General features: G+C 65.8%; 11 protein-coding genes, 1 tRNA gene and 2 pseudogenes. 7 read left to right on the top strand and 7 right to left on the bottom strand.

From position 1 onward, the window contains the following. A pseudogene (locus tag BUQ68_RS21850) lies at window positions 1–215 on the top strand (hypothetical protein); the annotation flags it as partial. A 720-nt stretch (window positions 216–935) separates the two neighbouring features. On the opposite strand, the gene BUQ68_RS23470 reads toward BUQ68_RS21850, so the two are convergent. From BUQ68_RS23470 to BUQ68_RS21825, 5 genes and pseudogenes are all read right to left on the bottom strand, one after another. Beyond that, window positions 936–1,487, bottom strand: a complete 552-nt coding sequence (locus BUQ68_RS23470; RefSeq protein ID WP_139315299.1) for an RNA polymerase sigma factor — start codon at window positions 1,485–1,487, stop codon at window positions 936–938. 5 nt (window positions 1,488–1,492) lie between these two features. Then, a pseudogene (locus BUQ68_RS21840) lies at window positions 1,493–2,552 on the bottom strand (IS630 family transposase). A 921-nt stretch (window positions 2,553–3,473) separates the two neighbouring features. After that, entirely contained in the window at window positions 3,474–3,941 is a 468-nt protein-coding gene (locus tag BUQ68_RS21835; RefSeq protein ID WP_075218154.1) for a response regulator, read from the bottom strand. Beyond that, a complete protein-coding gene (locus tag BUQ68_RS21830; protein WP_075218153.1) occupies window positions 3,941–4,447 on the bottom strand; it encodes a GAF domain-containing protein in 507 nt (168 codons plus the stop codon). The genes BUQ68_RS21835 and BUQ68_RS21830 overlap by 1 nt, the downstream gene beginning before the upstream one ends. 196 nt (window positions 4,448–4,643) lie before the next feature. Beyond that, window positions 4,644–4,733 (bottom strand) — tRNA-Ser (locus tag BUQ68_RS21825). A gap of 363 nt (window positions 4,734–5,096) precedes the next feature. Here BUQ68_RS21825 and BUQ68_RS21820 point away from each other — a divergent pair. Next, window positions 5,097–6,335, top strand: coding sequence for a Zn-dependent hydrolase (locus tag BUQ68_RS21820; RefSeq protein ID WP_245293347.1), 1,239 nt, complete (start codon window positions 5,097–5,099; stop codon window positions 6,333–6,335). A 101-nt stretch (window positions 6,336–6,436) separates the two neighbouring features. Here BUQ68_RS21820 and BUQ68_RS21815 read toward each other — a convergent pair whose 3' ends face one another. Together BUQ68_RS21815 and BUQ68_RS21810 are read right to left on the bottom strand one after the other, a co-directional pair. Then, a complete protein-coding gene (locus BUQ68_RS21815; protein ID WP_083656805.1) occupies window positions 6,437–7,981 on the bottom strand; it encodes a pyruvate kinase in 1,545 nt (514 codons plus the stop codon). 72 nt (window positions 7,982–8,053) lie between these two features. Next, the gene (locus BUQ68_RS21810) at window positions 8,054–8,986 is read right to left on the bottom strand and encodes a sugar phosphate isomerase/epimerase family protein (protein ID WP_075218152.1); all 933 of its coding nucleotides are present in this window, start codon (window positions 8,984–8,986) and stop codon (window positions 8,054–8,056) included. Between the two features lie 286 nt (window positions 8,987–9,272). On the opposite strand from BUQ68_RS21810, the gene BUQ68_RS21805 reads away from it, so the two are divergent. The 5 genes from BUQ68_RS21805 to ugpC all read left to right on the top strand — a co-directional run bounded on the left by BUQ68_RS21805 (window position 9,273) and on the right by ugpC (window position 14,273). Then, on the top strand, window positions 9,273–9,662 hold the full coding sequence (locus tag BUQ68_RS21805) for a hypothetical protein (RefSeq protein WP_075218151.1): 390 nt from the start codon (window positions 9,273–9,275) through the stop codon (window positions 9,660–9,662). A 177-nt stretch (window positions 9,663–9,839) separates the two neighbouring features. Continuing rightward, on the top strand, window positions 9,840–11,177 hold the full coding sequence (locus BUQ68_RS21800) for an extracellular solute-binding protein (protein ID WP_075218150.1): 1,338 nt from the start codon (window positions 9,840–9,842) through the stop codon (window positions 11,175–11,177). A 167-nt stretch (window positions 11,178–11,344) separates the two neighbouring features. Then, complete coding sequence (locus tag BUQ68_RS21795) at window positions 11,345–12,229, top strand: carbohydrate ABC transporter permease (protein WP_075218149.1); 885 nt, start codon at window positions 11,345–11,347, stop codon at window positions 12,227–12,229. Window positions 12,230–12,241: 12 nt separating this feature from the next. Further along, complete coding sequence (ugpE, locus tag BUQ68_RS21790; protein ID WP_075218148.1) at window positions 12,242–13,138, top strand: sn-glycerol-3-phosphate ABC transporter permease UgpE; 897 nt, start codon at window positions 12,242–12,244, stop codon at window positions 13,136–13,138. Window positions 13,139–13,151: 13 nt separating this feature from the next. Next, entirely contained in the window at window positions 13,152–14,273 is a 1,122-nt protein-coding gene (gene ugpC / locus BUQ68_RS21785; protein WP_075218147.1) for a sn-glycerol-3-phosphate ABC transporter ATP-binding protein UgpC, read from the top strand. Window positions 14,274–14,278: the final 5 nt, after the last annotated feature.

The raw sequence follows: 14,278 nt of genomic DNA, 5'->3' as shown, positions 1-14,278 counted from the left end.
TCGTTCGGCCGGGGTGTGCGGAAGGATGAGGCAGCCGTCCGGGCTGCCATTCGTCACCTTGGTCGAACAGGCAAGCGGAGGACCAGATCACCAAGTTAAAGCTGGTCAAGCGGCAGATGTACGGGCGCGGAAAGATCGACTTGTTGGAGGCTCGCCTACTCGGGACCCCATGGATTAGCGAGATTGCGTCAGACCCAGATTTGGTAGCCGTTTGACAGTTTGCCGTGCGTGTAGAGCGTCTTTCCCCGCCAGATACTCCTGGACGGCCTGCCGTTTGAACACGGTGCTATGGGTGCGGTGCCTGCTCAGGGGCTTTCATCCTTGGAAAGCCCGGTCCCCTGTCGATTAGGAAGCCGCACCCCTTCCGGCCGCAGGGGCCCACTCCAGTGCCTTCCTTCAGACTGCCGCGCTCGCTGCGCCGGCCATGGCTGTCCCCGCCGTGCTGGCAAGGCTCCAATTTGCTGGGGGACCAACCTTGCCGTAGCCCTTTCCGGGCTGCCCCCCCCCCCTCGGCAAGACACGGTGCCAAACGACGTGGTGGGCAAACTGAAATTCATCATCGGGGAGTGGATGTGCGAGCTTCAAGCCCGTTTCGAGGAGGCCCCCGGGCTCGCCATCGTAGCCGTACGGCCAGGCACCACGCATGCCGAGCTTCGCCGCCGGCTGTGCGTCCTAGAAATTTCAGTCGAACGCATCCGGGCTCCGGGATCGACTTTGGCGAGACGACGTGGACGTGGCCTGCGACGACAACGGCAAGGTGTGGCTTCGCCGCACTAGGGACAAGGGGCTAGGCATCCGCGCGCTAGCATGGTCGAAGGATCGCAGACGCCTTTCACGACCGCGTGATAGCGTTCTGTTGGTGGCCTGGCTGCTTGCCCCCCAGCAGCAGGGGCCACCCACGCCGGTCGCCGCACCACTATGCGACGGCCGGCGTGCTATTCGGATGTTGGCTCGTCTTTTAGGTCAGCGATTTTGAGGCGGCCTGATAAAAGGCTTTGCTCCAGTTCCTCGCGGGAAATTCCCAACTCGGTAGCAGACTCGTCGTAGCTTCGATTGAGCACACAGACGAACAGAAGCGCATTTCTCTGATTAGCAGGCAAAGCTTGCAATTTTGCGAGAACCGCTGTGGTGATGAGTTTGTCCTCGTGCATAAGGTAACGGTACCGAAGCGAGCGTGAATTAGCAACGAACGTCAGCTGAAGCGTTGCTATATGCTGTCGGTTGTCACCGGCCGGCGCGTGCGCCATGTCGAAGGAATGGCGGCGCAAGGCGTCTGGGTTGAGCCGGTCGGGAACATGCTCGACCAAGGCTATACGCTTCAGGCGTGGTGCAATGTCTGCCGAATCGGAGGCGCCCTTGACCTTCACCGGGTGGTAATGCGGATTGGCGGGGACCTGCTGCCCCGGCACATGCGCATGAAGTGCGCCGGCTGCCACGGTCGCGACATGAGCATTTCCATTGGTAGCCCGCGCGGGCGCTACTGACACCCGCCTCATAAAGTTCTGACCTGTCGCAGGTACGGGTAGTCTGTAAGCGACGCGATCCGTCCTGCCTCGCCCTTGAGGTCGCTCCACGCCTTTGCGCAGGCATCGACGATGGCGGACGTGTCCGGAAACACCCAGTGGGAGAGGAAGCACCCCTTTAGGTGGAGCCAGACGCGCTCGACCGGGTTGAGTTCGGGCGAGTAGGACGGCAGGTGCACGAGGCTGATACTGGCGGGTGTGGCGAGGCGGCAGGTGACGTGCCAGCCTGCCCTGTCGAGGACCAGGATGGCGTGGACGCTGGCGGGCAGGTTCGCGGAGAAGGCGTCGAGGAAGAGCGTCATCATCGCCGTATCGGCGCGCGGCAAGACGAGGGCGAAGGCGTCGTCGGTGCCGGGGCGGACTGCGCCGTAGATGTAGGCGGACTTGAAGCGCTTGTCTGTCCTGGCGGTCGGCCGGATGCCGCGCTCGAACCAGACATGGGCGTTGCGGCCTTTTTGTCCGACGCGTGCTTCATCCTGGAACCAGAGCTGGACGTCTCCGTCGGGGTGGCGACGAACGATCCGCCTCACGGCTTTGGCGAGTCCCCCTTTTCTAACGGCCTTCTGCGCCTTCGGGTCCGCCTGCGGGTGACGAGGCCGGGTCTTCTGCCAGGACAGACCGAGCCCGTGCAGCACCTGCAGCATACCGTTCTCCGAATAGGCGACGCCGAACCGCTCCTCGCAGAGCCGGCAGATGTCGACCACCCGCCAGGTCGAGACGCCGTCCCTCTCCGGGTCCGGCCCGCGCAGCACGAGTGCCTTCAACGCCGCCTGGCCACCCTCGTCGAGCAGCGGACGCCGGCCCGAGCGGGGCCGATCGGAGAGGCCGGCGATCCCCTCTGCGTTGTAGCGGATCGCGCAGCGTCTGGCGGTCCATCCCGGCCGCTTTCGCCGCCGTCTCCCGGCTCATGCCCGACAGGGCATTCGCGATCGCCAACAAGCGAGAAGCCACACGGCCGTCCGTCTCTTCCCGGGCAAACCGCCGGAGCGCCTCAACCTCGATGTCCGTCCTGATCTCGAGAGCTGCCATCGCCGTCCCCTCCTCAAGAGAGGGAGTCAGCGGTCGAGTGATTTGGTAATCCCCAGAGTCAGGAATTCATGAGCCGGGTATGAGAAAGCTTTAGTAGTGCGCGTGAGTTTGACAGTCCATGGCTCCGGTTCAGCTGGGTGGAGCTACACTAAAGGCCATTCCTCATCAGCCGACAGAAGCCCTCAAATCCTCTTTGATGAGGCCGCTTCCGCTCCGTCATCATTTAGATTGCCCGGCTAGTTACGCCCCCTCTAGATACAATGCATTGCAGCATTCTCGATTGGGCGCATTTTGCTAAGCACAAGAATTTCCGACCAGCGATCAACCCAATTCTGTACAGAAAAAGGCTCTTAACTTCACGTAAGACTTTTCTCCGCCTAAATCGGCGAACTGAAAATGCGACCTCAAGAGGCCCGAGCTTTTAACTACATCACCTACATAGAGGCCTAGGGTTGGGAATGCAGTATTTCCGGGGGAGGGCGTAATGGCCATAGACGAGACTGGCTACGAAGCAGACCAAATCAGCGACATTTCACAAATGGTGCACAATATAATAAGAATTTGCAGCAAAGCAGGCATTCTATTCGAGTTAGTAGACGACGACCTCGTCGTCCGTTTCGATAAAATTGATTGGGCATATTGGCCGCCTATGAGGCGGCGGCTTGAATGCCTCGGAGGAAAGGCGCTGGTTCGCTATTTCGAGCTTCAGCCTGGTTTCCAAGAAGCCGTAGAGCGGCGACGGCAACAAAATACGGAGGCTACCATCCAAATCAGGCAGAGCGAAGCACTCGCGCAGGTTCTCGCCAATCTCCGACGCTAGACGTATCGTCAAACACTACCCAAACTAGTGTTCTCCTGACAACTGACGGCCTAATGCACTGAGAATGGCCATCCAGTGCACTTACTAGACGATCAAAAGCATTAAATCTCTACAACATGACCTGCATCGGTTTTTGGGTATGGTGATATTTTCACCGCAGGCTTTGGTTCGGAATGCGCCGAATTCAGGTGAATACCTCGCGCAAACAGCTTTAGCCTTAGTGTACCGGGAGAAAACGGTTTAACTAAAAATATGCTCCATATATCTTCTCTGGCGACGATTGTGACGTTCCGTTCGAAGGCAGAAGCCATGAGACCCAGTACGGCTCCCGACTGTTGGCTCTGTTGCAAGTAGTCCACGAATTGTCTTTCAGCCATCGCCCATTCATGAACATCGACAAGGATTATTTGAAAGCGATTGGTAGCTAGTTGCGCAGCGGCCTCTGCAGCACTGCTTGTGGTCGCAACCGTATAGATGCCCGCCTTCTTGGCTACCTTTGCAATCACTGCTGCGAGCGCAGCCTGCCGTTCGATGACGAGCATACTCGGACTGTCAATAAACGCCGGCATCAGGTCTCCTCCTGGCTAGCGAAAGCGAGGCTCCAGATCTCCCCCGAAATGCGGTCTGCTATTTCACCAAGAGTATAGACGTCATCCACGCTGATCTGGCGGGGTTTGTGATCGATAATGCAGAGCGTCCCGAGGCGTATCCCTTCGCCGTAAACAATAGGGGCGCCAGCGTAGAACACGACATGCGGCGGGCCAATTACAAGAGGGTTAGCCGCAAATCTACGGTCGATCCGAGCATCTGGGACAACCATTACATGTTCGCTCATAATCGCATGAGTGCAGAAAGCATGTTCGCGCGGTGTACCGTTGACGTCCAATCCGCACGTCGACTTGAACCACTGCCTGTTTCGGTCAACTAGCGTGATCAAAGCGATTGGTGCGCGGAAGCTTTCGGCCGCCTCGCGGCAAAGTTCATCGAACCGAGGGTCTCGCTCTGTATCCATGATGCCGAGGCTCTGGAGAACTTCGAGACGCTTTTCTTCGTTCGGAGGTACAGGATGCGGCATGAGTAGATGCTCCTTGCCTGCAGTGGTAGCCGGCAACCGTAAACGTTTAATCAAGCCGGCGCCCGGCTGCGCAGACGGAGTCCGCTCCTTCGTATCCGAACTTTGGCTTGTAGAGATAAGGTCGGGGTAAAAATTAGGGTCGAGATCAGCGCCTGCTTAAAAGATGATGATGCATCAGCAGCTTAATGGAGGTAATTGGCGGAGAGGGAGGGATTCGAACCCCCGATGCCCTTGCGAGCATGCCGCATTTCGAGTGCGGTGCATTCGACCACTCTGCCACCTCTCCGCGGTGCTTCAGGCCCAAGGGCGTGCTGGTCAAAGGCGGTGAACACATACAGGGGAGTGGGGGGCGGTTCAAGGGGCTTCGTGAGCGGGGTCGGGGCCGGCAGCCGAAGTGAGGCGACGAAGGGGGTGAGCGCGTGCGGCAGGCGCCCGCCGGCGCGTGGAACAGCCGGAGGTAACGGCTCGCGCTTCGATGTCGGTGCCGATCGGCCGGACCTGATCGGCACTCGGATCGGCGGAAGGCGATGCATGCCTGCGGATCCATCGCGGCGCATCTTTGTGCAGCGGTGCCGTCGCCCGTGTCTTGCCTCCTCGAGCGTCCGGAGGGAGCCTTGCGGGCCGGATCATCGGACCTTGGAGAGAGAGCGTGGCCGTTTCCATCGACATCGACGCGGAGCTCGTGGAGCGGCGCATCATGGATCTCGCCCGGCACGGCGCCTGCTTCGACACGGGCGTCTGGCGCACGGTCTATTCGCCCGAATGGGTGGCGGCGAGCGACCAGTATGCCGCCTGGTGCGAAGAGGCGGGGCTCAAGGTCCGGCGCGATGCGGTCGGCAACGTCTGGGGCCGGATGGAGGGGACGGAGCCGGGCAAGTCCATCGTGTCGGGCTCCCACATCGACAGCCAGAAGCCCGGCGGGCGCTACGACGGTGCGCTCGGCGCGCTCGCCGGCCTCATCGCCATCGAGGCGCTCTTCAAGGCGTTCGGCCGGCCGAAGCGCACGCTGGAGGCGCTGTCGCTCTGCGAGGAGGAGGGCAGCCGCTTTCCCTCCACCAACTTCTGGGGATCGCGCGCCATCGTGGGCAAGATCCGCCAGGGCGACGCGGAGACCATGAAGGGCTACGAGGACGAGACCATGGCCGAGGCCATGCGGTCGGTCGGCCTCGAACCGGCGCGGATCCCGACGGCGATCCGGGACGACATCGACGCTTTCGTGGAACTCCACATCGAGCAGGGTCCGATCCTGGAGCAGGCCGGCCTGCCGGTGGCGGTGGTGGATGCGATCACCGGCATGCGCCACTACCACGTGACGCTCACCGGCGAGCAGAACCACGCCGGCGCCTTTCCGATGGACCTCCGGTTCGATCCCATGGCGGGCTTCGCCGAGATCGCCGGCGGCGTCATCGACACGGCCCACCGCATGGGCCGGCCGGCCGTCACCACGGTCGGGCGGGTCTCGTGCGATCCGAACTATCCGGCCATCGTGCCGCGCACCGTGCGCTTCACGGTGGACGCCCGGCACCCGGATCCGGCGAAACGCGCGGTCCTCTACGAGCGCCACGAGACCTTCATGCGCGAGGTGGCGGCGCGGCGGGGGCTGACGATTTCGTGGGAGATCCTCACCGACCATGCCCCTTGCCTGTCGGATCCGGATCTCATCCGCACCTTCCAGGCGGCGGCGACCGAGCAGGGCGTGCCCTTCATGACCATGTCGAGCGGCGCCGGCCACGACAGCCAGGAGATGGCGGCGATCGCCCGGATGGTGATGCTGTTCGTCCGCTCCAAGGACGGCCGTAGCCACACGCCGGAGGAATTCTCCTCCATCGAGGACATCGTCGCTGGCATTAAGGTGCTGGCCGCCGGCCTCCACGCGCTCGCCTATTAGAGCGCCGACCGCCTGACCGTGTGGTCAGGCCGTCGGGAAGCCGCTTCGGGCGCACAGACCTTCGCCCGCCGGCCGGCGGGCGATCCACGCGCGGCCCGTCTTCACCAGGACGACAGCGCCCGCAAGGTCGGCGTCTTCTTGAAGAGGTGGCCGTCCATCCGGGCGAGCAGACGGTCGAGAAGGTCCACGGCGGTGCCCACCTCCGGGCCCTTGTTCAGCATCACGCATTCGGCGCGGGCCGCCATGGCGGCGTCGGTCATCTCGCCGCGGGAGGGCACGCCGTCTTTCACGAGATCCTCCAGCACCTGGGTCGCCCAGATGGCCGGCACGGCGGCGGCCTCGCAGAGCCACAGGATCTCCTCCTGCATCTCGGCCAGGCGCTCGAAGCCGATCTCGGCGGCAAGGTCGCCGCGGGCGATCATCACGCCGAAGGGGCGGCGGCCGCTGGCCCGGGCGATCAGGGCCGGCAGGTTGCGCACCGCCTCGGGCCGCTCGATCTTGGCGACGAGGCCGAGCGGGCGGTCGGCGGCGCCGTGCCGGGCGAGCGCGGCCTCCAGGAGGTCCAGGTCCTCCGGCCGGCTCACGAAGGAATAGCCGATCATGTCGGCGCATTCGATCACCGTGGCGAGGTCGTCCTCGTCCTTGGCGGTCAGCGGCGACAGGCCGAGGGTGGTGTCGGGGAGGTTGAGGCCCTTCTCCGGCTTCAGCTTCACGCCCCCGGTCTTCACCCGGCCGACGCGAACCACGGCCTCGCCGTCCGCCAGCGCCTCCACCACGCCTTCCAGCTTGCCGTCGTCGTAGCGCAGCCGGTCGCCGACCGCGAGGCGGGTGACGAGGTCGGGCAGCGACACCACCGCCGAGAAGGGCGCCGCCGCGTCCGGCCGGGGCAGGCCTTCGGCCACGAAGCGGATGGCGTCGCCTGCCTGCAGGCGCGCCTTGCGGTCCGGCGTCGCCACCGCCTCGGTGCGGATCTTCGGGCCGGCGATGTCCATCAGCACGGTCAAGCGGCGCCCGACGAGGCCCGACGCCGTGCGCACGTGCGCCGCCATGGCCCGCCAGGCGATGCTGCCGTCGTGGGCACAATTGATGCGGGCGACGTCCATGCCCCGGCGGGCGAGATCGATGACGAAGCCCGGATCGCCCGCCGCCTCGCTCGGCAGGGTCACCATGATGCGGGTGCGCCGGCTGGACCCGGCCTCGCCGAGCAGCCGGTCCGTCGCCGCGGCCAGCCGGCGCTCGCCGGCGAAGAAGGCTTCCGTCGTGGGCACGGCCACCGGCGACGGCACGCCGGCAAGCGCCGCGGCGGCGCCGATCACCGCGTCGAGGGTCGGCAGCACCCGGCTTTCCAGTCGGCCGAGCGAGGAGAGGCCGCGGCTCATCAGCCGCCGCTGCAGCGGGCGGAGGTCGTGGCGGCGGAGCGCAAGATAGTGGGCGAGGTTGGCAAGGCTCTCCGCCCGCTCGGCGATCGCGGCGCCGCCGTCACCGGAGCCGGGTCCGAAGGCGGAGATCCGCTCGGCGGCGTCGGCGAGCAGGCCCTCGCGGAGGGCCGTCAGGTCGGCCAGGAGACGATCGGCCGGTTCCGCCGTTCCGGATGCCGTCGTGTCGGCGGGGGATGTCGGGGCGGGCTTGGCCTTGGCGGCGGTCATGGGGGCACCTGTTTCGGTCCGGTCTCGGCGGGAATGCGCCCGGCGGAGCGCTCCCCGCCGGGCAAGATCGTCTCAGGCGGCCGCGTCGGCGGCCTTCAGCGTCACGGCGCGGGCCGCGAGCGCCTTCGTGGCGTTGACGCAGGCCTCGGCCTCATACCAGTAGCGGTCCTTCAGCTCGATGTTGAAGACGACGCCTTCCGGGAAGCGGCAGGTGCGGACGAGGTCGTCCCACGGAATGTCGCCCCAGCCCACCGGCAGGTGCAGGTCGCCGTGGCCATAGGCCAGCCGCTCGCCCTCGGTGAACATCCAGATGTCGTCCTGGCGGCCGAAGCTGTCGTGAATGTGGAGGTGCCGGCCGAACGGCGCCAGGGCGGCGATCTCGTCGAGGAAGCTTTCCCGGCGGCCGTCATAGTCGAGCTTCAGATAGGCGTGGCTGAAGTCGATGGTGGCCATCACCGACGGGTGGCCGACGGCGGTCAGTTCCTCGGCGAGCCGGCGCGGGGACGTGGCGTGCACGTCGCCGTCGAAGCCGGCGAACAGGGTCTCCACGCAGAGCACCATCCCGGCCTGGCGGGCGATGTCGCCGGCCTTGGCCAGATAGGTGCGCTGACGGTCGTAGGCGGCTTCGAGGCCGGCGCCCTGCTGCATGGGGGCAAGGCCGGAATGCATCACATAGTGGACGGCGCCCACCTCGGCGGCGACCTCGATGGAGGCGGCCAGCACGTCGAAATGGCGCGGCAGCCGGTAGGGCTCGTCCATGAAGTTGATGGCGAGCGGACCGTGCACCGTGTAGCCGACACCGCGGCCCGCGCAGGCGCGCTTCAGCGCTTCCAGCTGCGGCCGGCGAATGCGGCCGCCGACCACGATGTCCATGTCGTAGGTGGGCAGTTCCACGAACTCCACGCCGAGCGCCTCGACCATGTCGAGTTCGGCGCCGAAGTCGCCGAGGTCGTTGGCGCGCTTGTGGGCCGAGATGCCGGTGCCGGCGCAACCGTTCGCGAGCATGGGTCTTTGTCCTTCCCTTGAGGAATTGCACCAAGGCCGTCCGGCCCCGACCTGTCGAGGCCCGACGAGCGCGGGCAGGTCCGGCCGGCCGCCCCGGCGGTCCGCCGTCAGGGGTGCAGATAACAGCGAGGCCATGTCGCCGATCTGACACCCGCGTGACGGTTCGTTGACGGTGTCATCATGGCGTCCGGAGGGGAGAAGCCGCCATCCGAAAAAGCGACTGGACAGAAGCCGGCAAACGTCATCAGACTGTCATCAAACTGTGTCTTGCCGGAGGAGAACCGCCGTGCCGCGCCGTTCCGCCCTTCTTGCCGCTGTCGTCGCCGTCTCGTCGCTGGCGCTGCCCGCCTTGTCGCCGCCGGCCTTGGCGGCGGAACTGACCGCCTCGGAAATCCGCGACGAGCTCGTCGGCCGCAGCCTCGGCTGGTGGGAGGAGGGCGGCTGGCATGCCGGCGGCCTCGTCCTTTCCCCGGACGGGCGCGCGGAGATCACCGTCGACACGCCGGACATCCGGGCCGACGCCGGCCGCTGGTCGCTCGACGGCAACCGGATCTGCACCGCCTGGTCGGACGTGCGGGCGGGGCTGCGCAAGTGCTACACGGTCGAGCGGGGGGACGCCGGGCGGTTCGTCACCAGCGGCGGCAACGTGTTCGAGGTGCGCGACTACGGCGTCTGATGCCGGGCGTGGCAGCGTCTCGGTCGGCGACGGGCGGGTGTCTCGGCGCCCTGTCGTGGAACTGACGTTGTTTGGTCATCGAGCGTACATTCAACGTCTATCATAGCGTCATTTCCGGTCGCTACTTCGGGACCGCCGGGGCCGCTCTTGGGCCCTGAAGCCTTCCGGAGAGCACGAATGACGCGCGTTTCCCTGCTCGCGACGGCTGCCGCCGTCGCCCTTTCCGCCGGCACGGCCTCCGCTGCCGAACGGATCAAGTTCGACTATTGGTACGGCCTGACCGGCGACCTCGGCGAGGTGATGGCCAAGCACTGCCAGATGTTCAATGAATCGCAGGACAAGTACGAGGCGGTCTGCACCGGCCAGGGCGGCTACGACAAGGCCGAGCAGAACACCATCGCGGCCTACCGTGCCAAGCAGCACCCGACCGTGGTGCAGATCTATGACGCCGGCACCGTGAACTTCATGCTGTCGGGCGCCATCTATCCGGCGAAGAAGTTCGCCGAGGACTTCGCCATCGACGTCGATTGGAGCGCCTACTTCCCCGGCATCGCCAACTACTACGCCACCTCGGCCGGCGAGATGTGGTCCTTCCCGTACAACTCCTCCACCGCCGTGTTCTACTGGAACAAGGACGAGTGGGCGAAGATCGGCAAGACCGAGGCGCCGAAGACCTGGGCCGAATTCGGCGAGGACCTGAAGGCGCTGAACGCCGCGGGCGTTTCCTGCGGCTTCGCCTTCGACTTCGACACCTGGCAGAACCTGGAGCAGTTCTCCGCCACCAACAACCTGCCGATCGCCAGCATGGACAATGGCTACGGCGGGCTCGGCGCCGAACTCGTCTTCAACACCACCGCCTTCGTCGATCACATGAACGACTACAAGGCCTGGATGGACGCCGGCTACGCCAAGATCCAGACCGCCCAGGTCGGCAAGAACCTCGTTCAGGCGTTCGCCGACAAGTCCTGCGCCTCGATGATCACCTCCATCGCCAACCATGGCACGGTGAAGAACACCCAGGTGGCGGACCTCAACTGGGGCGTCGCCATGATGCCGGTGATCGACGCTGCCGCGCGCAAGAACTCGCTCGTCGGCGGCGCTTCGCTCTGGGTGATGGAAGGCAAGTCCAAGGAAGAGTACGAGGCCGCGGCCGCCTTCCTGAAGTACGTGACCGCCTCCGACACCGGCGAGAAGTTCATGGTCTCCAACACCGGCTACATCCCGGTGACCACCAAGGGCTTCGAGCTCCTGAAGTCCGAAGGCTTCTACGCCGATCCGAAGTATGCCGGCCGCGAGATCGCCATCGCGTCGCTGACCGCCTCCGAAGTCGGCCCGCTGTCGCGCGGCATCCGCCTCGGCAACTTCACCTCGATCCGCGCCCAGCTGCGCTCGGAACTCGAGGCGGCCTTCACCGGCCAGAAGACGATGCAGGTCGCCATCGACGACGCCGTGAAGGCGGGCAACGACATCCTGCGCCGCTACGAGCAGACCTACCGCGGCGCCGCTCTGCCCTGATCCGACGCAAGGGTCCGGGCCGCCCGCCTCCGCGCGGCGACCCGGACACCACGCCTCCCGGCGGCGCCCGATCGAACCCGGGCGCCGTTCGCTTTCGACCGTGATCCGCACGGTCCGACCGCACCGTTCCGACTGCCGTCCGATCAAGCCGCAACGAGGCCGATCCCTTGGAAAAGCGCGCCACCTTCTCCAATCTCTGGCTCGCCGCCGCGCTGGTCGCGCCGCAGCTCCTTCTCGTCTTCGTCTTCTTCTACTGGCCGTCCGGCGAGGCGCTCTACTGGGCCTTCACCCTGGAGCCGCCGTTCGGCGGGTCGAACCAGTGGGTCGGCTTTCTCAACTTCAGCACGGTCTTCTCCGACGCCAAGTACTGGGCGTCGGTCCGGGTGTCGCTGATCTTCGCCCTGGTGGCGACGGTGCTGTCGCTCGCCATCGCGGTGCTGCTGGCGCTCTTCGTCGACCGGCGGCTGCCCGGCCACCAGGTCTACAAGTTCACCTACTTCCTGCCCTACGCGCTCGCGGCGCCGGCGGTCGGCCTTGCCTTCCGCTTCATCTTTGCGCCGGACGCCGGCTTCGTGTCGGCCATCAACCGCGCTTTTCCGGATCTCTGGAACCCGGCGCTCGACGGGGTCGACGCGCTGGCGCTCATCATCATGGCGCAGGCCTGGAAGATGGCGGGCTACAACTTCGTCTTCTTCCTCGCCGCCCTGCAGTCCATCCCGCGCACGCTGGTGGAGGCGGGCGCCATGGACGGGGCGAGCGTCCTTCGCCGCATGCGCGACATCCAGCTGCCGCTGATCGCCCCGACGCTCTTCTTCCTGATCGTCATCAACATCACCGACAGCTTCGTCGACAGCTTCGGGATCGTCGACATCACCACCGGCGGTGGCCCGGCCCGCGCGACCGACCTCATGGTCTACAAGATCTATTCCGACGGCTTCCAGGGGAAGGACTATTCGCTGGCCGCCGCCCAGTCGATCGTCCTCATGCTCCTCGTCGTGGCTCTCACCTTCGTGCAGTTCCGCTTCGTGGAACGGCGCATCCACTACACCTGAGGAACCGGCGCCATGATCGAACGCACACCCGTCCTCGACGCCGTCACCCATGCGGTGCTGATCAGCGGCCTGCTTCTCCTCCTGATGCCGCTCTGGATCGTCTTCGTGGCGGCGAGCCATGACTTCCAGACCGTCAACCAGGTGCCCATGCCGCTCTGGCCCGGCAACCACCTGCTCGAGAACCTCTCGCTCGCCTGGGAGCGGGGGAACTTCGACCGGGTCATGCTGAACTCGCTGATCGTCGCGGTCGGCGTCACGGTCGGCAAGATCGTGATCGCGGCCCTGTCGGCCTTCTCCATCGTCTACTTCAGCTACCGGCTGCGGATGGTGATCTTCTGGATGATCTTTATCACCTTGATGCTGCCGCTCGAAGTGCGCATCGTGCCGACCTACGCGGTGGCGGCGGACGCGCTCCGGCCCTTCCAGGCGACGCTCGACGTGCTCGGCATCCCGCTCGATCTGCCGGAGTGGAACCTCCTCAACACCTATTCGGGCCTGATCCTGCCGCTGATCGCCACGGCGACGGGCACCTTCCTCTACCGGCAGTTCTTCCTCACCGTGCCGGACGAGCTGACCGAGGCGGCCAAGATGGACGGTGCCGGCCCGATCCGCTTCTTCCTGGAGGTGTTGATGCCGCTCTCCAAGACCAACATGGCGGCGCTCGCCACCATCATGTTCGTCTGGTCGTGGAACCAGTATCTCTGGCCGCTCCTCGTCGTCACCGACCACCAGAACTTCGCCACCGCGACCATGCAGTTGCAGAAGATCGTGCCCGGCCCGGCGTTCGGCGAGCCGCCGATCTGGAACGTCGCCATGGCGGCCAATCTCATCGTGCTCGCCCCGCCGGTGCTCGTCACCATCCTGCTGCAGCGCTGGTTCGTGCGCGGCCTCATCTCCACCGACAAGTGAACGGAGCCGACCCATGGCCGAGATCGCCATCCGCAATGTCCGGAAGACCTACGGCAAGCTCCAGGTCGTGCACGGCGTCGACCTCGCCATCGGGGCGGGGGAGTTCGTCGTCATCCTGGGGCCGTCGGGCTGCGGCAAGTCCACGCTCCTGCGCATGATCGCCGGACTGGAGGCCATCACCGCCGGCGAGATCGCCATCGGCGGCGAGGTCGTGAACAAGCGCGAGCCGCGCGAGCGCGGCTGCGCCATGGTGTTCCAGAACTACGCGCTCTACCCGCACATGACGGTCGCCGAGAACATCGGCTACGCCCTCAAGGTGGCGGGCCTTGCCAAAGCCGAGCGCACCGCCCGGGTGGCGGCGGTCGCCGCCTCCATCGGCCTCACCGACTTCCTCGACCGCAAGCCCGGCCAGCTCTCCGGCGGCCAGCGCCAGCGCGTCGCCATGGGCCGGGCGATGATCCGCGAGCCCAAGGTCTTCCTCTACGACGAGCCGCTCTCCAACCTCGACGCGCGCCTGCGCGTCGCCATGCGGGTGGAGATCCGAAAGCTGCACCAGCGGCTCGGCACCACCACGCTCTTCGTCACCCACGACCAGGTGGAGGCGATGACGCTCGCCGACCGCATCGTGGTGATGAACGCCGGCAAGGTGGAGCAGGTCGGCACGCCGCAGGAGGTCTACGGCCGCCCGGAAAGCCTCTTTGTCGCCGGCTTCATCGGCACCCCGGGGCTGAACCTCCTGCCGGGCACTCTCGACCCGGCGGCGGGCGTCGTCCACCTGGAAGGCGGCCGGCGGCTCGCCTACGACCGCCAGCGCTGGGCCGGAGCGCCCGCCGGCCGGGTGCTCGCCGGTTTCCGCGCCGAAGTGGCCCGCCTGGTCCGCCCGGGGCAGGGCCTCGACGCCAGCTACGAGTTCGCCGAGGAACTGGGCGCCTCGCGCCTCCTTCACGGCAGCCTCGGCGGCACCGTGGTGGTGGTCAGCGTCGCCGACGGGCGGATGCTGCAGCCGGGCGAGACCTTCGGCATCGAGGTCGCCCCGTCCGAGGTCCACCTCTTCGACGCGGAGACCGGCCGCCGCCTCCCCGGCGAGGCACGCCCGTCGTCCCGGCAGAGCGTGCCCGTGCTCGAAGCGGTCTGAACCTC

This window comes from Mongoliimonas terrestris, from assembly GCF_001927285.1.
GTDB lineage: Bacteria > Pseudomonadota > Alphaproteobacteria > Rhizobiales > Pleomorphomonadaceae > Chthonobacter > Chthonobacter terrestris.
The sequence above is the reverse complement of the archived record's forward strand: the minus strand, read 5'-3'. Positions and strand labels throughout refer to the sequence as shown.